Source organism: Paenibacillus sp. MAHUQ-45 (assembly GCF_058133325.1).
Genome location: NZ_JBYUPV010000001.1, coordinates 219,410 through 242,698 on the forward strand (window position 1 = coordinate 219,410; position 23,289 = coordinate 242,698).

Genomic DNA, 23,289 nt, shown 5'->3' on the forward strand with positions numbered 1-23,289 from the left:
TGAAATCATTCACCCAAGAAAACCTTCAGCTGTTGATCTATAAATTCGGAATCAGGATCATGCTGTCCAATGCCTGCGCAATGCCCCCATTTCGAGTCAATCGGGAGGAAACGTGCATCCAGCATACATTGTGCCTCATAGTTGTTATCCTGGGGAGGAAAGAACAGGTCTGTACTTCCCGGCATGATCAGTGCACGGGCTGTAATGCTACGTAATGCAAGTTCGAAGTTCCCGTTATACGCCTGGTTTACGCTGATATCGCCGCTGATTCCGGTACGTAACATAGTGATCAGGTCATTGGCATCGAAGGTCAGGAAGACTTGATCCCAATAATTCACTACATAATCCTCCAGGGTTTGGTAGCCGTCTTGCTGATAGAGCTGCTCCAGATAATAAGCTTGGGAGAAGCCCCAGGGTGCATAGACCCGACCCATTGCGGCTAGTCCCGCTGTAGGCTGCTGCTTATAAAACCCATTTTCCCATGCGGAATCCGCTTGAAGTGCAGCGATCATGTTTGCAAATACCATTTGCGCATGTGGCCTTGTCTGAGCCGTACCCCCAAACGGGGCGATTCGTTGCACCATATCTGGATAACTGGCTCCCCACTGGAAGGTTTGAAGAGCTCCAAGTGACCAGCCGACAACGAGGGCGATTGTACTAATCCCAAACTTCTTGGTAACCAGTTGATGCTGTAGAGTCACATTATCGTAAATCGTGACCTCCGGGAAGTTTCCGCGATCATAGGGCGGAGCCGTATTACTTGGCGAGGAGGATAATCCATTGCCCAGCATATTTGGTATGATGATGAAATACTTTTCCGGGTCCAGCGCCTTGCCAGGTCCAATTAACCATTCATTATCGGTATGCAGACCTGCAAACCAGGTGGGATAGACAATGGCATTATTTTTTGCCGTATTCAGTGTTCCGTAAGTTTTATAGGCAAGAATGGCATTGGGCAGGATGACACCGGATTGCAGCAGAACATCCCCCAGTTCATAAATTTCGTAATCTTTCATCGTAATAATCCCCTTTTTTCGTAATCGCAAGATGACCGGTCGTTCTTGTCACCACTCTACGACGATGTTATTGTTTGTTCAAGGAAACGTTTATGAATGAAACATTCAATTTTTTTGAACTAAGGATGGGATGTACTGTGGAATTGCGTCAACTCAAGACCTTTCATACGCTTGCTTCTACACTCAACTTTAGCCGCACTGCAGAAGTACAGAACTATGTCCCGTCAACGGTTACGATGCAGATGAAGGCTTTGGAGGAGGAGCTAGGTGTCAAGTTAGTGGACCGGTTGGGAAAAAAAGTAATATTAACCGATGCGGGGAGACAGTTTCTCGGATACGTTGACAACATATTAAGGGAGCTTGAAGAAGCAGAGCATGTGGTCAGGCAATCTGGCGAAATGACAGGGACACTGGTCATAAGTGCAGATGAGACGTTGTGTACATATCGGCTGCCGGATGTATTGCGGCGTTTTCGCTTGCGCTATCCTGGGATTCGGCTATTGTTCCGGGCGCTGAGCGACGACAATCTCAAACAGAGTCTACGGGAAGGAGACGCGGATATTATTTTTATGCTGGATGAGGACAAGGGTGAGACCGGGTTTTGTGGAGAAAAATTGCTGAATGAATCCTTTTATTTCCTAGCGGCGCCTGATCATCCTTTGGCAACATGTACGTCATTGACGGTTGAAGATTTTAAGGGTGAGACCTTTTTGCTGACAGAGAAGGGTTGCTCTTATCGCACGTTTTTTGAGCGAAGTCTGTCGCATAAGGACATGGGGGGAATTACGGAGTTGGAGTTTAACAGTGCAGAAGCGATCAAGCAATGTGCGAAAATAGGAATGGGTATCGCCATCCTGCCTGAAATGGCTGTGGTCGAAGAAGTGAATCGGGGAGAGCTGGTTCCGTTACCTTGGGATTTGACCGCCATATCCTTCGCAACCCACATGTTCTGGCATGAAGAGAAGTGGATCTCGCCTGCGATCGAAGCCTTTATAAACTTAAGCCGGGATACATTTCTGGGGAATAACAATTTGTAAAAGCAATGATAGAGCCAATGATAGAGCCAATGATAGAATCAATGATAACACCTTAAAAGACTGCTTCCATGTCGTAACATGTGAAAGTCAGTTTTTTAAGGTTTTTTGCGTGGTTTAGATCATTTTTATGAATCTTAAGTGGGCCTGCCTCAAAATCAGTACTTGCCTCGTCAGGTAGCGGACTCCAGAGACCTTATCGCCTATAAATTCAGCCATTCAGAAAGATAACGGACTCCAGAGTTCTTATGTACAGAAATCGTCTGCAAATTCCGCTGTCCGCTAGCAAATAACGTCATCTGAGTCCGCAACATCATTCAGAGAGCTTAGAGTGGAAAGTAACGGCTATACGATCCGTTAGCTCTTATAGATGAGCCTTAGGTTTTGGAAATGGATGGTGTTCATGAATTAGGGGGACCATGTTGTATTATCCAGCACAGAGCTTCCTAATTGTCATTTAAGTGTTATATTTTATGACGTGATTAAATGAATTATTTTTTAATGGAGTATAAATGATTATTTATGTCATCTTAATGTTATATATATGTTGCATTTATCTTTATTTTTTAAATTTTTAAAAATGTATTGATAACTTATCTAACATAAACTAGAATGAGATTAGAAATTGCGTAAACGTTTTTGCAAAACAACAGATCAATGTTAAATAGTCTTACATTATAAAAGGTATAAAGGTTGTAAAAACGTTATTACAAAAACAGAGGTAAAGAATGGAAGTGGTTGTCACGAAAAGGGACATGACGATTAAAGATGTGGCAAAAACGGCCAATGTGTCTGTTGCGACTGTATCTCGGGTAATCAATGGACTGGACCGGGTAAGTGAGGCTACACGAAAAAAAGTATTGAAAGTAATCGATGAATTAAACTTCGTGCCGAACACGATAGCGGCATCTATGGTGAATAAAAAGACGAATATGCTGGCGGTAGTTGTGCCGGAGATTCAGAATCCTTTCTACACGGCAGTAATAGGCGGAACGGTGGAAGTAGCAAAGAAAGAAGGCTTTGTCACACTCGTAGTATCCACGAATGGCGATGAGGCCGAAGAGTCCACCTATTTCGAGAGTTTTCTTGGTAAAAACGCCGACGGTTTTATCTTGATTGGTACTCATAAGACAGCGGATTTTTACCAGACCATTCGTAAGCCGACAATTCTGGTAGATCGGTACATCGATAACAGCGGCCATGATGGTGTCATGATTGATAACTATCGCGGCGCTTACGAAGCTACCAAGCATTTTTTGGAGTATGGTCACACACGCATTGCAATTATAGATGGGAAGCATGACTTTAATGACGGTAAGGATCGGTATTGGGGATATCAGCGGGCGATGGTTGAAGGCGGGGTTAGCCCTGACCCTGAGTATCACAAGCAAGGGAGCTGGCTGGAGGAGAGCGGATACCAGTCTACCATTGAATTAATGCAAGCTGACATTCCCCCGACAGCGATTTTTGCAGCCAATAACTTGATTTGTCAGGGAGCCATCAAGGCGATTAGGGATTTGAATCTGGAGATTGGGGAAGACATTTCATTAATCGGGTTCGATGAGAATGAACTGGCCGAATTTGTGCAACCGAAAGTAACGGTCGTTCGCAGACCTACTCGTGAAATGGGGACGCAAGCTGCAGAAATGCTAATTAAGAGAATTAGGGATAAAGATACGGATGAGACAAATCCGAAGAAGGTCATACTGGATGTCGAACTAATGAAATACGGCTCCGTTAAAAAAATGAATTAGTCGCAGGAAGAAGCGCAGGTTCTTGAATTTATTTGAAAAAAGAAAGAGCGGATTAGATTAAGTTGGATTAAGATAATCTATTGCATCCATTGACTTTGTTGATTTAAAGCTGAGTCTTGTTAAAGTATGCCTAAATTTCACATCTGTTCACTAGTCAACCAGACGAGATCGTTTGAAAGGGAGGGTTAACGATGGAACGTCCGATCTTATCGATGGAGGGGATCAGCAAGGAGTTTCCGGGTGTAAAAGCTTTGGAAGGTGTTGATTTCGAGCTTTATCCCGGAGAGATTCATGCTTTGATGGGGGAGAATGGGGCCGGGAAATCTACTTTGATGAAAATATTATCCGGTGTGTATGCACCTACCAAAGGGATTGTCCGGCTCAAAGAACAGGATGTAGTCTTTCGTAATCCTCTTGATGCGCAGCATCAAGGAGTATCTATCATTCATCAGGAATTCAATCTGTTTCCCAACTTATCTGCGGCAGAGAATATTTATATCGACCGTCCAGAAGTAGTGGGGCGGTTCGGAAGAATCCACTGGTCAAGATTATATAGTGAAGCACAGAAACTGGTCGACTCCATTGGTGGGAGAGGGATTGATGTCCGTAAGGAAGTACGACATCTGGGGGTTCACAGCCAGCAGGTCATCGAGATTGCCAAGGCCTTATCGTTCCAGGCGGACGTACTGATCATGGACGAGCCATCAGCAGCGCTGCCAGAGAATGAAGTGCAAAAGATGTTCGATGTAGTAAAGCGGCTTAAAGAGCAGGGTGTGGCTATCGTCTATGTCTCGCACCGGATGAAAGAAATATTCGAAATTGCAGATAAAGTGACGGTATTAAGAGACGGGAAGAAAATCGCTACACACGGGATCAAAGAGGTTACCGAGCAGAGTCTGATTCAGATGATGGTTGGCAAAGAGGTTGCCCAATTATATCCTGTGCGAACCGTAGAGCCGAGAGAAGAGATTGTGCTGCAGGTGAAGGAGTTGTCTCTCGACTCCACGCATTCTATTTCTTTCAACTTGAAAAAAGGTGAGATTCTCGGGCTGTTTGGTATACCGGGTTCCGGCTCCCACACTGTAGCAGAGCGACTCTTCGGATTAGTGAAGGGAACAGGGGCAATCGAGATCAATGGTGTTCAAGTACAAATTAACACTCCTAATGAAGCGAAAGCCAAGAAGATTGCTTATGTTCCGCCGGATCGTCACCGCCAAGGCATTATTAAACCGATGTCGATTCGGCAAAATCTAGCGCTTCCCATCCTGCCGAAACTCTCAAAGGGCTTGATTCTGGATCAGGAAGAGATTAAAAAAATGAGTAGCTCCTATATGGAGCAATTGCATATCAAGGCGCCCGATGATCTGCAAAGTGTCGATTTTTTGAGCGGTGGCAATCAGCAAAAGGTAGTCATCGGCAAATGGTTGGCCGCAGAACCGGAAATCCTCATTCTTGAAGAACCAACACGAGGTGTGGACGTGGGGGCGAAGGCTGAAATCTATAACATTATTCATCAGTTAGCATTAAAGGGCTTAAGCATATTGCTTATTTCATCAGAGATGCCGGAGGTCATCGGCCTCAGTGATCGAATCCTGGTGCTGCATAAGGGAGAAATTGTTCATGAATTTGGACACGGGGAAGCGGATCAGGAGCAACTGCTGAAGCGTGCCTCCAATCCGCGGACGAAGGGAGAAGAGGTCATATGAAGCGTCTATTGAACATCCACGAGGCACCGATCATCCTGTTCACACTGTTGATAGGCATCCTGTTTACCATCATCTCCCCGGAGTTTCTTCAACTGGATAATGCGAAGTTGATATTGGATCAGAATACTTCCAGCGCGATTGTTGCAATCGGGATGACTATGGTGATTCTGCTGGGCGGCATCGACTTATCGGTAGGCTCGGTGCTGGCCCTGACCGCCACTTCAGTGGGGCTATTCCTCAGTCACGGGATGTCACCTTGGCTTGCTTCCTTGCTTGGCATTGGCATAGGGATTCTGTGCGGTGTGTTTAACGGCTACTTTATTGCTGTGCTGAACATTCCGGACATTATTGTTACGTTAGCTTCGATGTATATCTTTCGTGGTCTGGCCGTGGGGATCAGCGGCGGAACATGGATGACTAATTTTCCCCCAGGATTCCAGTTCTTCGGACAAGGTCAGGTCCTGGGCATTTCCTTTCCGCTAATCGTTGCTGTAGTCCTGATCATCGGCTTTATCTTTCTTCTAAAATTCACTCGCTTTGGCCGCAGAATCTATGCGATTGGCGGCAATAAAGCTGCGGCCAAGCTGGCCGGAGTTAGTATACCGAGAACCAAATTTATGGTCTACGTATTCAGCGGAATGCTTGTGGGCATTGCGGCAGTGATTTTTGCCTCCAAGGTGGGTAGTGTTCAGGCCTCAACGGCGGGCAGCAATCTATCCTTTGAAGTAATGGCAGCGGTCTTGATCGGCGGGGGAAGCATCTTTGGCGGAACTGGCACAATTGCTGGAACGGCAGTCGGTATTCTCCTGATGGGAATTATCAAGAACGGCTTGGTCATTGCCAAGGTGTCTCCGTTTTGGGTAGATGCGACGACTGGGTTTCTGATTATCTTGGCCATTGCCATTAATACGCTGCAATACGTCAGACAAAATAAACGCAAAGGCGGCGAGTTGATATGAGTGCACTGACCCAATTTTTTAACTTCAAATCTAATAAAATGCTGGTTCAGTCGCTTTTGTTTATCTTCATCCTCGTCTTTTTCAGCATTCAATCTCCTTACTTCCTGTCATTCACCAATTTCATGAATGTGCTGAACCAGATGGTCGAGGTTGGTCTGATCGCAATCCCGATGACTATGATCATTATTTCAGGCGCAATGGATCTTTCCGTCGGCTCAATTCTTGCCTTCTCCGCTGTTTGTATGGGACTAGCGTTCCAGGGTGGCCTGAACATTTGGCTTAGCGTAATCATAGGGTTGTTAGCTGGACTGGCATGCGGAGCTGTTAACGGGTACCTGATCGCCAGGCATCGTATGCAGGCTATCGTTGTGACCATCGGAATGCTGGTGATGCTTCGCGGTCTTGTCTATGTACTGAACGAAGGAAGGCCGATCAGCGGCTATCCGGATGCCTTCTACTTTCTAGGCCAGCAATATTTCTGGGGGGTTCCCTTTAATGCGATTTTCCTGGCCGTCATGTTCTTGATTGCGAATTTTGTAATGAAGAAGACGCGCTTTAGCCTCTATGTGTATGGCATAGGTAACAACGAAGAAACCGTCCATTATTCAGGGATTTCTGTTGTTCGCACCCGGTTCATTTTGTTCATGATCAGTGGGTTGTTCTCCGCTTTGGCTGGTGTTTTCCTAGTGTCCCGTCTGGCAAGTGCAGAAGCGACATCAGGTACAAATATAGAGCTTGATGTAATTACAGCTACCCTGATAGGAGGCACACATATTTTTGGCGGAAGGGGGAGTCTGGCAGGTACGTTTCTCGGCTTGCTAATTATCGTGTTTTTACGCAATGGCCTTAATTTGTTGGGTGTATCCGTATTGTATCAATCCGTAATTCTCGGCATTCTGTTGTTGATCGCTGTTGGTAAACAAAAAGCATAACTTACTTGGAGGTCGAAGCACATGAGAAAAATCGCTACTACGTTAATTACTGGATTATTGACACTTACTTTGGCTGCTTGCGGAAATACGGGCAACTCCAAACCACAAGAAAGTGCGGGAAGCGATAGCAATCAAGGCTCTTCGTCCACTGCCACAAGAACCTATTTCATTAATCCCAAGTCCATTGGCCCCGCTTATTGGGCGGCCGCTGAAAAAGGAGCCAAACAAGCGGAGACTGATCTGAAGGTGAAAGTTCTCTTCAATGCTCCCACAGAGGCAGATTCCTCCAAGCAAATTAATATGATTCAGGATATGTTGACTCGTCAAGTGAACGGGATTGGGGTCTCGCCAAATGATGCCAAAGCCGTTGGACCTGTATTCAAGAAAGCAGCCGGTCAGGACGTCAAAATTGTCACCTGGGACAGCGATGCACCAGATACGGACCGTCAATATTATATAGCTCCAGCCACGGATGAAGAGGTTGGAGACAAGTTGGCTAAAACGATCGGCGACGAGATTGGAGGCAAAGGCCAGGTGGCATTCATGGTAGCAGGTCTTGGTTCTCAGAATCAAATTGCCAAATCAGAAGCAGCAAAAGCTTACCTGAAGGCTAATTATCCGGGCGTTGAAGTGGTTACAACGGTGTCCAGTGATGATGATCAACAGAAGGCATATGCCAATGCGCAGAACCTCATCAAAACATATCCCGATTTGAAGGGCATCATTGGATTTGCAGGCGGTGAGCCGCCGGCAGCAGCTGAAGTGGTCGAGCAAGCAGTAAAGGCTGGCACTTTGAAAGCAGGACAAATTGCTATCACCGGTATTGCCGTTCCTAGTGTGGTCAAAAACTACGTTAAGAATGGCACGATTAAAACAGATATTATTTGGGACCCAGGCAAGCTCGCCTACATGACTGTGTACGTCCTCGATCAACTAGCTCAAGGGAAAAAAATCACAGACGGCATGGATGTGCCAACGGTCGGCAAGGTGAAAGTGGATGGGCAAAGCGTCTTTATCGGCATGCTTGAAGTCACAAATGATAACGTAGACAGCTTTGGATTCTAATCCTACAGGAAAGGAGGCGTAAAAATGCAGCATAGCATCTCTGTAGAACCATTAACGAAAGAGGCTTTTGAACCTTTCGGCAAAGTAATAGATCTTCCTTCTTACGCTCCGCCCAAAACGGGAGATGGATGGGACTGCTGGAATTACATCGATATGCTGGATGTACACGAGCCCATTGGCTTTGGACTTGTGATTACGAAAAAGAGGGAGTTTTTGGTGGAGGCGATGGAGCGCCACGTAAGTCGGGAGGAGCTGCTACTTACTTTCGATAAAGAGATCATTCAGCCGGTGGCGTTATGTGCCGATATTGATGATCCGGATGAACATCCCGATGCACGCACGGTGAAATGCTTCAAGATCAAACCGGGGCAAGCCATCATTATTGGCCGGGGGGTCTGGCACAGTCCAGCTTATCCTGCCCATGAGGATGCGCGCTACATGTTCGCCATTGAGAAGAAGAAGGACAAGTTCGGTGATGAAATGATCAATCCATGGGTGGATTTCAAAGATGGAGATACGGTAAGTTTCGGAGATGGCTCGTCCATCTCTGAAGTACCCAAGCTTGATCAACTTGAGGAGGACTGGCAGCTATGAATCAAGAACAGCAAATTATGCAGTGGATAGATGATCATAACGATGAAATTATAGGCTTCTTACAGCAATTGATACAGATTCCAAGTGTGAACCCCTGGTTTTTTGATGAGCCAGGGCCATCCAAAGAAAAAGACGTTCAGGAATTTATTGCTGACAAGCTGTCTAAATTAGGCGCGGAGATCGAATTATGGGAACCTGTCGCTGACGACTTAAAGCAATATGAGGGAATGGCCGGTTATTATCCGGGAAGAGATTTTAAAGGAAGACCCAATTTGGCGGCTACTTTTGGAGCGGGGGCAGAAGGGAAGTCCCTGCTACTCTTTGGACATATTGACGTAGTAAAAGCCGGTTCGAAATGGACTGTAGATCCCTTTGGAGCAGAGGTGATTGACGGCAAACTGTATGGTCGGGGAACGGTGGATATGAAGGGCGGGGTCGCGGCCATGATTATGGCGGTTGAGGCGATCCTGCGCAGCGGGGCTAAGCTTAAGGGGCCTGTCATTGTGGGTACGGTCGTGGATGAAGAGACGGGTGGCATGGGTGCACTTGATTTTATTCACCATGGCTATCGTGCAGATGGCTGTATATTGACGGAGCCTACTTCCCTTACAATCGCTCCATTATGCAGAGGAATTCTTTGGGGCAAGATCAAGGTGCAAGGCCGTAGTGGTCATATCGAGATGCCGCAGGCGGACTGGCAGAATGGCGGTGCGGTGGATGCCATTAAAAAAGCCAGATTGATCCTGGATCAGTTCGATCATCTGAATGCAGACTGGGCTGTACGCAAGACACATCCGTATCTCTCGATTCCCTGTCAGGTCCATGTAGCGCAGTTTAATGCGGGTGAGTACCCAACTTCATTTGCCAACGAAGCTGAAATCGTGTTTAATGCGCAGTATTTGCCTTCGGAACGGGACGATAAATTAATGGGCGGACATGTAAAGAAAGAACTGGAAAATTTTATTAATAGTGTAGCAAAATCAGATCCTTGGCTAAGTCAAAATCTGCCGGAGATTGAGTGGTTGGTGGATGCCGATTGTGCGGAAACCGATGTTGAGCATCCTTTTGTTCAGACTTGTGTTCAATCCCTGCAATCCCTTGGTCTGGAAGGCAAAATTGAAGGTCTGGGCTTCCATACGGATATGGGCTGGCCGGTTAATGTGGGGATTCCCACAGTGAATTTCGGACCGGGAGATCCTAGTCTGGCCCACCACAGCGATGAGTTCACGCCTGTAAACGAAGTGATAGATGCGGTGAAGATGATTGCGAAGACGATTATAGATTGGTGCGGAACTGAAGCAGTGGAGGTGCAGAATTGATGAAGGTATTATTCATAGGCGAATCCTGGATTGTTCATATGATTCATACGAAAGGGTATGACAGCTTTACATCAACTAAATATGAAGAAGGAGCTACGTATCTGTTATCCTGCTTGCGCGAAGAAGATGTAGATGTGACTTACATGCCTTCGCATGAAGTGCAGGTACGCTTCCCGAAAAGCCTGGAAGAGCTGCAAGCCTTTGATGCCATTGTGATCAGTGATGTGGGTGCCAACACCTTCCTGTTGCAGAACCCTACGTTCTATCAAATGCAGATTGTTCCCAATGCGCTCGACTCCATTAGACAATTTGTTGCGGCAGGTGGCGGCCTATTGATGATCGGTGGGTACCTGACGTTTATGGGGATCGAAGGTAAGGCGAATTACAAAAACACCATTCTCGCCGAGGTGTTGCCAGTTGAAATGATGAATGGTGAGGACCGTGTGGAGATGCCGGAAGGCTTCTCTCCGAAGGCTTCGAAGTCCCATCCGCTGGTCGATTCATTCGGTGAGTGGCCGAGGCTGCTAGGCTACAATAAATTGGTGACCAAGCCGGATGCGGAAGAAATTCTGAATCATAATGGTGATCCAATGCTTGTACTAGGCACCTATGGATCAGGCAAAACCGCAGCCTTCGCAAGCGACTGTGCGCCACACTGGGGCTCGCTGGAATTCATGAACTGGGAGCATTACTCAACGTTCTGGGGGAACCTGCTCAAGGGTCTGAAATAGAATACTGTCCCGGAAATCATATGAAATGAATGAGAAATTATAATAGCTGTCAAGCCGCTAAACCTTCCTGTTTAGCGGCTTTTTGATGATCTCGAGTCCATGCTGATGGCTCGTCTGACCGTGATCTTTTTGTGGTGAGAAAAAAGTTAAGAATATCTGAACGGCCTCGGAAATAGAGATGAATATACGTTACTGAAAGCGTATTCATATAAAATGGATTATATAACCATTTTATATGTACAAAAGGAGGCCAAAGGATGAAGACAGGCAAAAGGGGATTTTGGCTTGTGGCAACGTCGGTATTAAGTGTGTCCTTATTGTTTGGTTGTTCGGGTGGCAAGAATAGCCCGGCAGAGACGAGCAAGCCGGGGAAGACCCAAGAAGGGCAGACGGTCAAGAAGACGGTTTCGGTTACGTTCAGGGATGACGGTGTCGGTGAGAATGGGGCGTTCTATAAGTGGCTGAAGGAAGTAGCGGCAAGCTATCCTGATAAAAATGTGGATATCAAGCCCACGCCGATTCAAGCGTCGGAAGGAGATTATTTTGCGAAGATCGCTCTGGCTTTGAAGTCCAAGGATACCGCACCGGATATTGTGACCGAAGATACGTTTATTCTGAATTCGGATGCCAGTGCAGGATTCCTGGAGCCGCTTGATGATAGATTGGCGAAATGGGAGGACTGGACCAACGGCTCCTTTATCGAAGCGATGAAGAAGGGTGTTACAGCTAGTGACGGCAAAGTATACGGGGTTCCTTACAATACGGATTCCCGCGGCTTATGGTACAACAAGCAGATCTTCAAGCAGGCTGGTCTTCCAGAAGACTGGCAGCCGAAGACATGGGAAGATGTCCTGAATGCGGCCAGAGCGATCAAGGAGAAAGCGCCGGATGTCGTGCCGATCTGGATGAACATGGGCAAGGCGACGGGCGAGGCTACCTCGATGCAGACCTACGAAATGCTGCTGTATGGTACAGGCGAGAGACTGTACGATGATGCCACCGGGAAATGGACGGTCAAAAGCCAGGGCATTCTCGATGCGCTTGGCTTCGTAGAGACGGTTAATAAGGAAAAGCTGGGGCCTCCGCTGTCCAAAGTGCTGAACGGCCAGGCCGGCAACACCGCTTCGCGCGAATACCTGCCTAAAGGCAAACTGGCAATTTCACTGGACGGATCATGGATTTCAGGGAATTATCTCGATACCGGGGCTGCGCCATGGCCGGAATATAAGGATGTGCTGGGATTTGCACCGATGCCTACCAGTAAAGGACAGGAGCCAGGCTCTATAACACTGGCTGGTGGCTGGGCACTGTCGATTCCAAGCAACTCCAAGAATAAGGATGAAGCATGGGCGTTTATCCAATACGCCTTAGGCAAGGAATACACCCAGAAGCTGGTTATTGCCTCCGGAAATATTACCGTGCGTGCCGATGTTGCCAAGGACCCGGGCTATACCAAAATGCCATTTAACGAGATCGCAACCGAATATCTGAAAAATGCGGAGTTCAGACCCGCTCAGGATAAATATCCGGAAGTGTCCACACAAATCCAAACGATGGTGGAGTCCGTGGCTACCGGAACTGCGCCTGCGGATGCAATGAACAAATATGCGCAGGATGTTACCCGCATCGTCGGTGCGGATCATGCAGTAGAGAAATAGAAGACATTAGCCAGAGGCTGGCTAGCTCAAGCATTCTTTCAGGTTACCCATGAATGCTTGGGCCTGCGGCCTTATTCAGAACTGCAGCACGGAAGGAGAACGGCACATGAGCAGCTTGTCAGTGGACATGTACGGTAAGTCCAAAAAATCGTATACATGGCTCTTTTTTTTACTGCCTTCGATCGCGATTATGCTCCTATTTTTTATTTATCCGATATTGTTGACGTTCTTCTATTCCTTTACGAACCTGGCGCTGACCGGTGAAGCCGCGAAGGAATTGAAATTTATCGGATTCGATAACTATACACGGATGTTTCAGGACCCCACGGTAAGAATCAGCATCTGGAATACGCTGATCTTCCTGATCGGCTCGGCGGTTATTGGCCAACAGGTGCTCGGATTTCTCATTGCCCTGCTGATGAAACAGCGGAACAAAACCTTTCGGCGTGTTATCGGGACTATCGTGCTTGCAGGATGGGTTACACCAGAGATCGTATGTGCCTTGTGTCTGTACAGCTTTTTTGGGGATGATGGTACGCTGAATGCGATCATTGGCTTTTTCGGATTTTCGGAAGTGACGTGGCTGTTCACGGTGCCGATGCTCACTATTATTCTGGCGAATATTTGGCATGGTACCGCGTTCTCGATGCTGGTGTTCCAAGCGGCGCTGGACGATGTGCCGAGTGAAATTGAGGAAGCTGCGGTGGTGGATGGAGCATCCAAGTGGAAAATATTCACCCGTATCATTCTTCCTTATATTAAAGGGACCATCACAACCAACATGATGCTGGTCACCTTGCAGACGCTCGGGGTGTTCGGCCTGATTTATGCCATGACCGGCGGTGGCCCTGGTAACTCCACAACTACGTTGCCTATCTTCATGTATAATCAAGCTTTCGTGAACTATCAGCTCGGTTACGGGACGGCCATATCCTTACTATTGCTGCTAATCGGTATCGTACTAAGTCTGTTATATATCCGCTCGATGAAAGAGTAACCGAGGTGAATCCAAATGAATGCCAAACAGCGCAAACTGATTTTTCGTATCCTGCCGTATGTCATCCTTGCAGGGCTTGGAATATGCTTCGTGCTACCGCTGCTCTGGATTCTGGTAGCGTCCGTAGATCCCAATGCGATGCAATCTCTAAAGGTTCCAAGCCGGCTCACCGGAGCTAATTATATTGAAGTGATCACAAGCAGAGACAATCAAAGAGCCTTCCTGATCGGCCTTGTAATGTCGCTTAGCCAAGCTGTGCTGGTTGTAGTTCTGGCCTTGCTGGCAGCCTATCCGCTATCACGTTATCAGCTGAAATATAAGAAGCCGTTCATGCTTACGATTTTATTCATGACCTCCCTGCCGATTACGGCGGTTATGGTGCCTGTGTATCAGTTGTTTCTGGGGCTGAAGCTGTACGACAACATTCTTGGTGTCATTCTGTTCTATGTAGCATCTTCGATGCCTTATGGCATTTGGATGATGAAAAATTTTATGGATTCCGTGCCGAGTGACCTGGAAGAAGCCGCTTGGGTGGATGGGGCATCAGTGTTTACGGGGATTCGCAAGGTTGTCGCTCCGCTCATGGTTCCCGGTATATGTACGGTAGCGATTTTCACCTTCTCTGGTAGTTGGGGCAACTTCTTCGTACCGTATATCCTGCTCCAATCCCCTGAAAAATTCCCGGCTTCCGTGAAGCTGTATCAGTTCTTCGGACAATACGGTATGGTAGATTACGGCAGCCTGGCCGCATTCTCAGTCTTGTATGCCATCCCGGCGATTATCATGTATATCCTCTCTCAGCAGTATATGTCCAAGGGGTTTGGATTGCAGGGAGGAACCAAGGGGTAGAGCACTTTTGCCAGATATCATTTGATAAACATGCTTTTTTGAAAATTCTAACGGCAGAAATGCCGTTTTTTGTTTGGAGACATTTATTTAAAAATAAGACGAGTACTGTCTCAGTTTATTTATATCTACGATAGTTACGGTTTTATTTTCCTTAATAATAATCCGGTCATCTATAAGTTCATTGAGCAGTCGCCGGAGATGGCGGTCCGAAATCCCCAGCATGCTAGCAACCTCTTTGCTGACAAAGAAGATTACCGGTGTCTCGAATAGCTCCGAAGTCTGCAATAGGTACTTGCATAATTTGTTGCGAGCAGGGTACAGCATGGACCTGGCATTCTGAATGGAGGACCGCATCAGCTTCTCTGTTATGCTGGAGCACATGAACATTAGGAAGGGAACGGATCGGGTCAGCGTACTATTCATAATCTCCAGGGGAATTCGCAGAATTTCTGTCGGCACAGCGGCAATTACAGTATGAAGGTATTGGCATTTATGAAAATATTCAATGTCCCCCAGCAGTCCCCCGCGCTCCAAATAATCCACTACAGCGATGTTCCCTTTCTCAGATGAATTATGAATGGCTACCTTGCCCTCGATAATGATAAAGAACTCCGTTACTTCATTGCCGGTAGAGATCACCGTTTCGTTCTTCTTGTAACACTTAATTTCAAGAGCAGGAAGGATCTCGTCCGGAATAAGATCCTGGAGATTGGCCTTTACGATGGCTGCTCTAAGGTCTGGTCGAGGCTTGTTGACCGTCATGTAGGCAGACTCCTCACGTCTTTATTTGTCGTCCTAAAAGCGGACATATGTCCTCCTGGTTATGATTTTCAAATCATTATACTAGAGCCAGAAAGACAAGACAAATGCATAGAGACAGAGGTGACAGTATGAATTCTATAATTGATGATCATAGTTTGGCGAATGCGGGAGCTGTAAGAATGCATTGGTTCCGGGAGCGGATGCCCGTTGTTGCTGGGGTAAACCAAACATTTAAGGAACAGCAAATCTTTAAAGGCAAGACGATTGCGGTGTGTATGCATATTGAACCCAAAACCGGATTTTGGATTGAAGGGCTGCTGGGCGGTGGTGCGGAGCATGTCTATCTGGTGGGCTGCCTGGGGACGACCAAGAAGGATACTGCGGCATATTTGGCCTCCCTTGAGCATATCACCGTGCTTGGTAAGGAAGGCGACACTTACGAAGAACATAAGGAATATCTCAAGCTGGTGATGGAGCATAAAATAGACCTTTTCCTGGACAATGGAGCAAGCCTGATTCTGGCTCATCATGAGCTTAATCCGGGCTGGAGTCCTATGGGTGCCAATGAAGAGACACGTTCCGGGAAACTGCTTATCGAGAAAAGTCATGTAGAAACGGCCTATCCCATTGTTGTGATTGACGACTCGCCTCTGAAGCAAATTCTGGAGAACGCCGTAGGTGTCGGTCAATCGGTTGTCGACGGATTTATGCGAACCACCAGCCTTCTGGTCGGCGGCAAAAAGGTACTTGTAGTGGGTTACGGATACTGTGGGAGCGGTGTAGCGAAGAAGTTCCGTGGCTTAGGGGCCACGACACTCGTGTATGATCTCAATCCTGTCTATCAATTGAAAGCGAAGTCGGATGGGCATATTGTAGGTGAATTGCGGGAGTTAATTTCTGAGGCGGATGTCATTATTACAGTGACCGGTGCCTTTGATGTCATTACCGAGCAGCACATTCCTTTATTCAAAGATAAAGTGATCCTCGGCAATTCTGGTCATTACAGCTTCGAGATTAATGTTAAGGCCATCAAGCAGGCCTCCATTTCAATAGATCAGGTCAAGGAGGGGATTGAACGAATCAGCTTTGGGGAGAAAAGTCTCTACTTGCTTCACCAAGCCAATCCGCTGAACCTTGCCGGTGCTGACGGTAACCCGATTGAAATCATGGATCTCGGGCTAGGATTACAATCCTATTCCGCCTATCGTATTGTTACAGAAGTAGAGACGTTGAAAGCCGGAATGCAGCCGGTGCCGGATGATATTAATGAAAGAATAAGTCAGCTATTCATTGAATCCTTGAAGTGATCCATTCCCTTTCAAGGAACAAGAAAACGAACAGTTGATTTCACGAAGCGTAGCTTGTGGAGTTGTACAAAGAGGCTGTCCCAAACACAAACTTTGGAACAGCCTCTTGTACTTACTCGGGGTATGAAGTTGTCTACTCTACGTGTTTATTTAAGGGGCGGAGTGCTGAGTGGAGCTTTGCGCACCTTCGCTGCTTGCTCATAAGAATATGCAAGCGAGAGGAGCAGCGGTTCGCTGTAATCGCGGCCGAGCAGTTCGGCTCCGATTGGAACGCCAAGCGGCGCCGTTGCGGTTGGCGTAGAGAAGCCGCCTGGGAACGTGACGGCCGGGAAGCCTGTGCCGTTAGATAGCGTACCGTTGCGCTCCATCTGATCCGCTGCGCTGATCGGGGCGACGAGTACCTTCTGCAGCGGGTACAGGATGGCGTCAAGCCCCAAGTCAGCCATCTTCGAAGATACTGCCAGACGCAGTTTGTCACGGTTCAGGGTGCGGTCTTTATACTCCAGGTTGTTCAGGCCGTCTTCCACGGCAATTTCGGTTTCAAGTGTTTTTTGGACTGTCGGTGATGCGGTTTTGGAATCCACCAGCTGACGGAAGGTTTTCACGGGAGCGTTGGGTCCAAGTTCGGCGAAGTATTTATCCATCGCAGATCTAGCTTCCCAGCTAGCCGTCCCTACCTTCGGTGACAATGTATCGTATTCCGGAAGCGAGAAACGGATGATCGTCGCGCCTTTGGCTTCCATCGTTTTGATCACTTGCTCCATGACCTTATTTACTTCTGCATGGCGTTCTTCCGTACCGTACAGATTGGTCATGACGCCGATTCGCGCGCCTTTCAGCGAATTGGCATTCAATCCGGCCGCATAGCTTTTCGGGGTCTTGCCGACGCCGAATGCGGTGATAGGATCTTTCGGGTCATAACCGACCATGACGTCGAGCAGTCTGGCCGCGTCTTTCACTGTGCGAGTGATCGGGCCTATTTCATCTTGCGTAAAGCTGTTAGGCATGACGCCGGCACGGCTGATCAAACCCCTGGTGGGACGCACGCCAACCAGGCTGTTGGCGGAAGCGGGAGAGCGGATCGATTGACCGGTGTCGCTGCCCGCTCCCAGCACGGCGAGATTGCTGGCAATAGCCGCGCCGGTACCTCCGCTTGAGCCGCCTGGGGTCAGGGTTAAGTCGTACGGGTTCAACACTTGGCCGCCGAGGCTGCTGATGGACATGCCTCCTCGCGCGAATTCCTGCAGATTGGCTTTTGCGAGGATGATAGCCCCGGCTTTGCGCATCTTATCTACTGTGAAGGCGTCGGATGGTGGTACCGAGTCTTTCATGGCCACGTTGCCTCCAGTCGTAGGCATATCCTTAGTATTGTAGTTGTCCTTCAAAATGATCGGGATGCAAAACAAGGGACTAACCTTGCCTTTGCTGTCTTTGTACTGCTTATCCATCTTCGCTGCAAGGTTCAATGCGTCATTGTTGACGTTAATAATGGAGTTGATGGCTGGGCCTTTCTTGTCATAAGCATTGATACGGGCGAGGTAACTTTTGACCAGTGCGGTACAAGTGAGTGTTCCGTTCGCGAATGCGGCGTGAATGCTGTCTACAGTTGCTTCCTCAAGGACGAAGGGCTTGGCTTTTTTGTCTTTATCTTTCGCGTCCTTGCCGTAGGCGGGAAACTGTAAAACTCCGAAGATTAAAACCAAGGCGATGACAAGTGATGTTAGATTTCTGGGTGTAAATTTCATTAAATGCCCTCCTGTTATTGTTTATGCGTAAGATTATATTACTCAAAATTAAAAATATCAATAGATTTCGTCGATTGTGTTAATTTATATAACATTAAAATTAAGCAGACCTCGGGGCTGCGTGGAAGCCGTCGTGAAGCAGTTAGAGTCCCGGATACAGGAAACGCCAAAGGATAAGCCGCTAAAAAAAGCAGTACGCGCGTTCCGCAAAGACCTGCTCCCTCGTCTGCAAAAATACGAAGTTCAGCAAAGCAAAAAAAATGGCGATGCAAGGATAACCCTTGTACCGCCATTTTTTCATGTGCGCCCGGCATGGGCGATAACTTGGCGGTGAAAGTCCGCTACAGGCTTGGCAGTAGGAACTGTTAGCCAAGGGCAAGGGTGTCTGCCGCGAGGCAGAATCTGAAGGAAGCCGGAGGCAAACCCTCGGTCTGACGAACAGAAATCACATACAAGGCAGGGTGGGACGGACGAGCTCGCATGACAAAGCAAAGTCCAATACTGCCCGAATCCCATCTTGTAAATGTGGCGGATAGATGAGGGGAAGGTTATCGCTCTTACCCGGGGAGATCCCACAGACGCGAAGTAGGAAAAAAATCCGAAATAGCGGATTAAAGCTCGCTGTGAGAAGTCAGCAGAGGCCATAGTACGGAAAGTTTCATCTACCTGAACGAATTTGACCAGGAAATGAAGAGTCGGGAAGTGAACGTCATCCGGTATGCAGATAACATCGTGGTACTAGCCAGAAGCAAACAGGCAGCAACACGGCTTTTGGAATCCTGCGGGAGGTATTTGGAGAACAAGCTAAGACTCCAGATGAATGCGCAGAAAAGCAAGGTCGTCAGCGTAGTGGCCCGGAAGCATTTCAAATTCCTTGGTTTTGCACTAGGAAAGAACAGAAATAGCGTGGATATTCGCGCGCATGGTCAGTCCCTCGCAAAAGCAAAGAAGAAGCTGGAAGAACTGACGAGCCGCAGTCAAGGAAGGAATATCCGTCAAGTCATGGAGAAGGTGAAGGTCTACATTCGGGGCTGGATTGGCTACTACTATGTGGCCGACATGAAACGAATCTTGCAAAACTGGAGCGAATGGCTACGGAGGCGACTTCGAATGTACATCTGGAAAGGATGGAAGAAGCCGAGAAGTAAGGTACAAAACCTGCGCAAGCTAGGAATACCGGAAGGGCAGGCATACCAGTGAGGAAACTCGCGCCTTGGGTATTGGAGAATCGCCGGAAGCCCTGTGTTGTCTCGTTCCATAACAAATGAAAAGCTCGCGCTGGCCGGATATTATGACTTTCCGGCACAGTACGAGCATCTATGAAAATAGCACTTATGCGGTTGAACCGCCGTATACCGAACGGTACGTACGGTGGTGTGAGAGGTCGGCTACTCAACGATGAGTAGTCTCCTACTCGATTACGTTGATAATTTCTTTACTTGGATTTAATCATTACATAATAAATCATACTTATACTCAAGGGTGTTTACTAATAGTAAATATATACTTACTATGAGTGAATTTATGGTGATAAACCGCTCGTAGCGCATTGCAAATGCCGAATTTCGGGCCAAATATTAGGGTGGGGTGAACATATGAATCGGTTAATTCCTTTCCAGGGAACACATAATTTCCGTGATATGGGCGGTTATCGTACTGCCGATGGCCGTAAAGTCAAACATGGTCTTTTCTTTCGTTCAGACGAATTATTTGCGTTATCAGAGCAGGATATCAGGGATTTTCAAGGCCTGAATATCCGAACGATAGTTGATTACCGCAGTGAATATGAGGTACAGAAGAAGCCTGACCCGATCTTCCCGCAGGTGAACCATCTGCACATACAAGCCATTACGTCCGGTTCGCTATCTATGATGAATATGCCGGATCAAACGGAGAATGCGGATCAGCAGGAGCATTTTATAATAGGTTTGTTAAAAAGCGGGTTCTTCAAGCAGTATCGTTCAGATACGATGATGTTGGATCTATACAGGAACTTGGTGTTTAACAACCCGGCATATCAACGGTTAATGGAGATGATTCAGCTTGAAAACAATCTGGGACTGCTGCAGCATTGTACGGCTGGCAAGGATCGGACCGGCGTGGGAGCAGCTCTGATTCTAATGGCGCTTGGCGTTTCGGAGGCTGATATTATGGAGGATTATCTGCTCACCAATGAAACGATGAGGGAGATCAATGGCCAAATTCTGCATCAGCTTGCCGGGCATGTGGATGAGGATGACCTGAAGAATATTGAGCATATGCTCGGCATTAAAGAGGAGTATATGGAGGCTGTTTTTAAATCTATTAAGGACAACTATGGAGATTACGATTCGTATTTAGCCGCCGAGTTCGACCTAACGCTTTCCAAACGGGAAGCTTTACAAAAGCTGTGTTTGGAATGAGTGTCAGGAGGATCAATAACGTGGTAAACTTGGAAGCAAAACCGTTTAATTTAAAGCCTGCGGACATCCAGTGGGTTCATGAAACACTGGCAGCGATGGACGTTAAGGAGAAAATCGGACAATTATTCTGTCTGATCGGTTGGACAGATGATCCCCAGCAGTTAAAGGTGCTGCTTGAAGCAGTCAAGCCGGGCGGAATGCTATTTCGCCCTGGAGCAGGGGCGTCTGTGCAGGAGACGCATCGCTTCATTCAACAGCTGTCTGACATCCCGTTGCTTCTTGCTGCTAATTTGGAAGCCGGGGGGAACGGGACGGCTGTCGACGGTACTTATTTCGGCAATCCGCTACAGGTTGCCGCCACGGATGACGAAAACGTGGCCTATAAGCTCGGTCTTGTGGCCGGCAAGGAAGGATGGGCCGTTGGCTGCAACTGGGCCTTTGCGCCAGTGGTGGACATTGATCTTAACTTTCGTAATCCGATAACGAATGTTCGGACGTTCGGAGCTGATCCAGTCCGTGTCGCAAGGATGGCGAAAGCATTCATATCAGGGATGCAGGAGAGTGGGCTTGCGGTGTCGGTCAAGCATTTTCCGGGTGACGGCGTTGATGAGCGTGATCAGCATCTCTTAACTTCGGTAAATTCCTTGTCCGTTGAGGCCTGGGACGATACCTATGGGAGCGTCTTCCGGGAAGTTATTGAAGCAGGGGCCAACACTATAATGGCTGGCCATATCATGCTTCCAGCGTACTCACGAATGCTCGCTCCCGGCCTCAGTGATGAGGAGATTATGCCCGCGACTCTGGCTCCCGAGTTGATTCAGGGGCTGCTGCGGGACCGTCTCGGCTTTAACGGTCTTGTTGTTACAGACGCCACACTGATGGCTGGCTTTATGATGGCAGAGCGACGGGAGATTGCCGTGCCGAAGGCTATTGCTTCGGGCTGCGACATGTTCTTGTTCAACAAGAATATGGAGGAGGATTTCAGCTTCATGGTGAAAGGGCTTGAAAGCGGAATTCTCACTATGCAAAGGCTGGATGAGGCGGTCACACGCATTTTAGCCCTCAAAGCCTCTTTGGGTCTGCATCAGCGTAAAATTGCCGGCACGCTTGTTCCAGGGCCAGAGGCGCTCTCGCTCTTGCAATGTGAGGAGCATCGGCTGTGGTCGCAGGCCTGCGCGAACCAAGGGGTTACCCTGGTCAAGGATACACAGCAGTTGCTGCCGCTTTCCGCCTCTAAGCATAGACGTGTACTCTTATATGGCCTGACCAACGGCAAAGCCCGCGGTGAAGTTTCTGCCGAGCGCCAATTGACAGATCACTTAAATAAGGAAGGGTTTGAGGTCACACATTTCAACCCTGAACAACTTGACTTTGAAGCTTTCTTTCAAGCTATAGGGAAGCTGCGCGATCAGTATGACCTGGTACTATACGCAGCGAATGTGGAGACCGCAAGCAATCAGACGACAGTACGCATTAATTGGGAACCGTTTCTTGCTGCGAATGTACCGTGGTTTGTTAAGGAGCTGCCAACGGTGTTTGTTTCTTTTGCCAACCCGTATCATTTGCTGGATGTTCCCCGTATACCCACGTATATTAATGCCTATTCGTGCAATGAAGCCACAATTGAAGCTGTCGTTGACAAGCTGCTCGGTCGCTCTCCCTTTACAGGAACTTCACCGGTAGATTCATTCTGCGGTTTGTGGGAAGCAAAGCTGTAGCCTGCGAAGGATTTTATTATTGGAAATGCCAATTTCGGTAACTATAAATGAATAAGGGGGAGTTTAATGGAACCCAAGTGGAAAGAACAGCTGGAGCTGCATAGAAATCAGCGGCGTGAAGATATTATCCAGCATGCCAAGCAGTTATTCATGGAACGTGGTTTGACTGCGGTTACACTTAAGGATATTGTTGAGGCTTGCGGGATTAGTAAAGTGACCTTATATAAGTATTTCCGCTCTCTGGATGAGATTATTTTCGAGGTGGAAATTGAGATTTTAAGCGCTTGGTTGGAAAAGGTCAATCAGGCGACTCACCAAGGTAATAGTGGCTTTGAAAAGCTGCAATTCTTGCTGGAGGAGCAGATCCTGGACTCAAAGGGAAGTAAGGACGCGATTCGATTCATTGCGATGTTCGATACGCTCTATCAGGAAGAATATCCGACTCCGGAACTTGAAGATCGATACCGGTCGTTTCTACGTAGTGTACCGCATCCTTTTTTATCTACGCTCCAAGATGGGGTGAATGATGGATCGATCCGCCAGGATATAGATGTCAAGGCACTGGGTTACACCATTAGCAATGTCGTGAATGCGACCAAACAGCGGATGCTGCTGCGCGGGAAACTGCTTCACCAGGACCAGGATACAGATCCTGCTATTGTGATGAGACATATGGTGGATATGATCTTGGCTTATGTAAAAGCTTAAGCTAGTACGCGTACGCGCTTAAATCATCGTTTG

At 47.7% G+C, this 23,289-nt stretch carries 21 protein-coding genes; 18 read left to right on the forward strand and 3 right to left on the reverse strand.

Annotated elements, in window-relative coordinates; genetic code table 11:
• Positions 1-5: 5 nt before the first annotated feature.
• Positions 6-1,016, reverse strand: a complete 1,011-nt coding sequence (locus tag AC3Y23_RS00995; RefSeq protein WP_379194702.1) for an alpha/beta fold hydrolase — start codon at positions 1,014-1,016, stop codon at positions 6-8.
• Between the two features lie 137 nt (positions 1,017-1,153).
• Between AC3Y23_RS00995 and AC3Y23_RS01000 the strand changes: the two genes are divergently transcribed.
• The 12 genes from AC3Y23_RS01000 to AC3Y23_RS01055 all read left to right on the forward strand — a co-directional run bounded on the left by AC3Y23_RS01000 (position 1,154) and on the right by AC3Y23_RS01055 (position 14,614).
• Positions 1,154-2,053: a LysR family transcriptional regulator gene (locus tag AC3Y23_RS01000; protein ID WP_379194704.1), complete on the forward strand. Its 900-nt coding sequence runs from the start codon at positions 1,154-1,156 to the stop codon at positions 2,051-2,053.
• 752 nt (positions 2,054-2,805) lie between these two features.
• Positions 2,806-3,804 carry a LacI family DNA-binding transcriptional regulator gene (locus AC3Y23_RS01005; protein WP_379194707.1) on the forward strand — a complete coding sequence of 333 codons (999 nt, stop codon included), beginning with the start codon at positions 2,806-2,808 and terminating at the stop codon, positions 3,802-3,804.
• Positions 3,805-3,995: 191 nt separating this feature from the next.
• The gene (locus AC3Y23_RS01010) at positions 3,996-5,510 is read left to right on the forward strand and encodes a sugar ABC transporter ATP-binding protein (RefSeq protein ID WP_379194709.1); all 1,515 of its coding nucleotides are present in this window, start codon (positions 3,996-3,998) and stop codon (positions 5,508-5,510) included.
• Entirely contained in the window at positions 5,507-6,469 is a 963-nt protein-coding gene (locus AC3Y23_RS01015) for an ABC transporter permease (protein WP_379194711.1), read from the forward strand. The genes AC3Y23_RS01010 and AC3Y23_RS01015 overlap by 4 nt, the downstream gene beginning before the upstream one ends.
• Positions 6,466-7,401, forward strand: a complete 936-nt coding sequence (locus AC3Y23_RS01020; protein ID WP_379194713.1) for an ABC transporter permease — start codon at positions 6,466-6,468, stop codon at positions 7,399-7,401. The genes AC3Y23_RS01015 and AC3Y23_RS01020 overlap by 4 nt, the downstream gene beginning before the upstream one ends.
• A gap of 21 nt (positions 7,402-7,422) precedes the next feature.
• The gene (locus tag AC3Y23_RS01025) at positions 7,423-8,466 is read left to right on the forward strand and encodes an autoinducer 2 ABC transporter substrate-binding protein (RefSeq protein WP_379194715.1); all 1,044 of its coding nucleotides are present in this window, start codon (positions 7,423-7,425) and stop codon (positions 8,464-8,466) included.
• Positions 8,467-8,490: 24 nt separating this feature from the next.
• The gene (locus AC3Y23_RS01030; RefSeq protein WP_379194717.1) at positions 8,491-9,060 is read left to right on the forward strand and encodes an ureidoglycolate lyase; all 570 of its coding nucleotides are present in this window, start codon (positions 8,491-8,493) and stop codon (positions 9,058-9,060) included.
• Positions 9,057-10,379, forward strand: a complete 1,323-nt coding sequence (locus AC3Y23_RS01035; protein ID WP_379194720.1) for an ArgE/DapE family deacylase — start codon at positions 9,057-9,059, stop codon at positions 10,377-10,379. The genes AC3Y23_RS01030 and AC3Y23_RS01035 overlap by 4 nt, the downstream gene beginning before the upstream one ends.
• Positions 10,379-11,110 (forward strand): glutamine amidotransferase, encoded by a 732-nt coding sequence (locus AC3Y23_RS01040; RefSeq protein ID WP_379195732.1) that lies wholly within the window; start codon positions 10,379-10,381, stop codon positions 11,108-11,110. Before AC3Y23_RS01035 ends, AC3Y23_RS01040 begins: the two co-directional genes overlap by 1 nt.
• A 257-nt stretch (positions 11,111-11,367) precedes the next feature.
• Positions 11,368-12,768 (forward strand): ABC transporter substrate-binding protein, encoded by a 1,401-nt coding sequence (locus AC3Y23_RS01045; protein ID WP_379194722.1) that lies wholly within the window; start codon positions 11,368-11,370, stop codon positions 12,766-12,768.
• A 106-nt stretch (positions 12,769-12,874) separates the two neighbouring features.
• On the forward strand, positions 12,875-13,765 hold the full coding sequence (locus tag AC3Y23_RS01050; RefSeq protein ID WP_379194724.1) for a carbohydrate ABC transporter permease: 891 nt from the start codon (positions 12,875-12,877) through the stop codon (positions 13,763-13,765).
• 15 nt (positions 13,766-13,780) lie between these two features.
• Entirely contained in the window at positions 13,781-14,614 is an 834-nt protein-coding gene (locus AC3Y23_RS01055) for a carbohydrate ABC transporter permease (RefSeq protein WP_379194726.1), read from the forward strand.
• A gap of 87 nt (positions 14,615-14,701) precedes the next feature.
• On the opposite strand, the gene AC3Y23_RS01060 is transcribed toward AC3Y23_RS01055, so the two are convergent.
• A complete protein-coding gene (locus AC3Y23_RS01060) occupies positions 14,702-15,376 on the reverse strand; it encodes a Crp/Fnr family transcriptional regulator (protein WP_379194728.1) in 675 nt (224 codons plus the stop codon).
• A gap of 128 nt (positions 15,377-15,504) precedes the next feature.
• Between AC3Y23_RS01060 and AC3Y23_RS01065 the strand changes: the two genes are divergently transcribed.
• Positions 15,505-16,683: an adenosylhomocysteinase gene (locus AC3Y23_RS01065; protein ID WP_379194730.1), complete on the forward strand. Its 1,179-nt coding sequence runs from the start codon at positions 15,505-15,507 to the stop codon at positions 16,681-16,683.
• Between the two features lie 146 nt (positions 16,684-16,829).
• On the opposite strand, the gene AC3Y23_RS01070 is transcribed toward AC3Y23_RS01065, so the two are convergent.
• Complete coding sequence (locus tag AC3Y23_RS01070; RefSeq protein WP_379194732.1) at positions 16,830-18,428, reverse strand: amidase family protein; 1,599 nt, start codon at positions 18,426-18,428, stop codon at positions 16,830-16,832.
• 133 nt (positions 18,429-18,561) lie between these two features.
• Here AC3Y23_RS01070 and AC3Y23_RS01075 point away from each other — a divergent pair, with 133 nt between their 5' ends.
• The 5 genes from AC3Y23_RS01075 to AC3Y23_RS01095 all read left to right on the forward strand — a co-directional run bounded on the left by AC3Y23_RS01075 (position 18,562) and on the right by AC3Y23_RS01095 (position 23,256).
• Entirely contained in the window at positions 18,562-18,762 is a 201-nt protein-coding gene (locus AC3Y23_RS01075) for a hypothetical protein (protein WP_379194734.1), read from the forward strand.
• 332 nt (positions 18,763-19,094) lie between these two features.
• On the forward strand, positions 19,095-19,628 hold the full coding sequence (locus AC3Y23_RS01080) for a group II intron maturase-specific domain-containing protein (protein WP_379195734.1): 534 nt from the start codon (positions 19,095-19,097) through the stop codon (positions 19,626-19,628).
• Between the two features lie 395 nt (positions 19,629-20,023).
• Positions 20,024-20,830: a tyrosine-protein phosphatase gene (locus tag AC3Y23_RS01085; RefSeq protein WP_379194736.1), complete on the forward strand. Its 807-nt coding sequence runs from the start codon at positions 20,024-20,026 to the stop codon at positions 20,828-20,830.
• A 20-nt stretch (positions 20,831-20,850) separates the two neighbouring features.
• On the forward strand, positions 20,851-22,548 hold the full coding sequence (locus tag AC3Y23_RS01090) for a glycoside hydrolase family 3 protein (RefSeq protein ID WP_379194738.1): 1,698 nt from the start codon (positions 20,851-20,853) through the stop codon (positions 22,546-22,548).
• 66 nt (positions 22,549-22,614) lie between these two features.
• A complete protein-coding gene (locus AC3Y23_RS01095; RefSeq protein WP_379194740.1) occupies positions 22,615-23,256 on the forward strand; it encodes a TetR/AcrR family transcriptional regulator in 642 nt (213 codons plus the stop codon).
• The last annotated feature ends 33 nt before the right edge of the window (positions 23,257-23,289 follow it).

Excerpts from the sequence above, each read along its gene's own strand:
- AC3Y23_RS01035 (WP_379194720.1), top strand. The coding sequence starts at position 9,057 with ATGAATCAAGAACAGCAAATTATGCAGTGGATAGATGATCATAACGAT.
- AC3Y23_RS01030 (WP_379194717.1), top strand. The coding sequence starts at position 8,491 with ATGCAGCATAGCATCTCTGTAGAACCATTAACGAAAGAGGCTTTTGAA.
- AC3Y23_RS01005 (WP_379194707.1), top strand. The coding sequence starts at position 2,806 with ATGACGATTAAAGATGTGGCAAAAACGGCCAATGTGTCTGTTGCGACT.
- AC3Y23_RS01060 (WP_379194728.1), bottom strand. The coding sequence starts at position 15,376 with ATGACGGTCAACAAGCCTCGACCAGACCTTAGAGCAGCCATCGTAAAG.
- AC3Y23_RS01010 (WP_379194709.1), top strand. The coding sequence starts at position 3,996 with ATGGAACGTCCGATCTTATCGATGGAGGGGATCAGCAAGGAGTTTCCG.
- AC3Y23_RS00995 (WP_379194702.1), bottom strand. The coding sequence starts at position 1,016 with ATGAAAGATTACGAAATTTATGAACTGGGGGATGTTCTGCTGCAATCC.
- AC3Y23_RS01055 (WP_379194726.1), top strand. The coding sequence starts at position 13,781 with ATGAATGCCAAACAGCGCAAACTGATTTTTCGTATCCTGCCGTATGTC.
- AC3Y23_RS01040 (WP_379195732.1), top strand. The coding sequence starts at position 10,379 with ATGAAGGTATTATTCATAGGCGAATCCTGGATTGTTCATATGATTCAT.
- AC3Y23_RS01020 (WP_379194713.1), top strand. The coding sequence starts at position 6,466 with ATGAGTGCACTGACCCAATTTTTTAACTTCAAATCTAATAAAATGCTG.
- AC3Y23_RS01095 (WP_379194740.1), top strand. The coding sequence starts at position 22,615 with ATGGAACCCAAGTGGAAAGAACAGCTGGAGCTGCATAGAAATCAGCGG.
- AC3Y23_RS01070 (WP_379194732.1), bottom strand. The coding sequence starts at position 18,428 with ATGAAATTTACACCCAGAAATCTAACATCACTTGTCATCGCCTTGGTT.
- AC3Y23_RS01045 (WP_379194722.1), top strand. The coding sequence starts at position 11,368 with ATGAAGACAGGCAAAAGGGGATTTTGGCTTGTGGCAACGTCGGTATTA.
- AC3Y23_RS01085 (WP_379194736.1), top strand. The coding sequence starts at position 20,024 with ATGAATCGGTTAATTCCTTTCCAGGGAACACATAATTTCCGTGATATG.
- AC3Y23_RS01050 (WP_379194724.1), top strand. The coding sequence starts at position 12,875 with ATGAGCAGCTTGTCAGTGGACATGTACGGTAAGTCCAAAAAATCGTAT.
- AC3Y23_RS01025 (WP_379194715.1), top strand. The coding sequence starts at position 7,423 with ATGAGAAAAATCGCTACTACGTTAATTACTGGATTATTGACACTTACT.
- AC3Y23_RS01015 (WP_379194711.1), top strand. The coding sequence starts at position 5,507 with ATGAAGCGTCTATTGAACATCCACGAGGCACCGATCATCCTGTTCACA.
- AC3Y23_RS01065 (WP_379194730.1), top strand. The coding sequence starts at position 15,505 with ATGAATTCTATAATTGATGATCATAGTTTGGCGAATGCGGGAGCTGTA.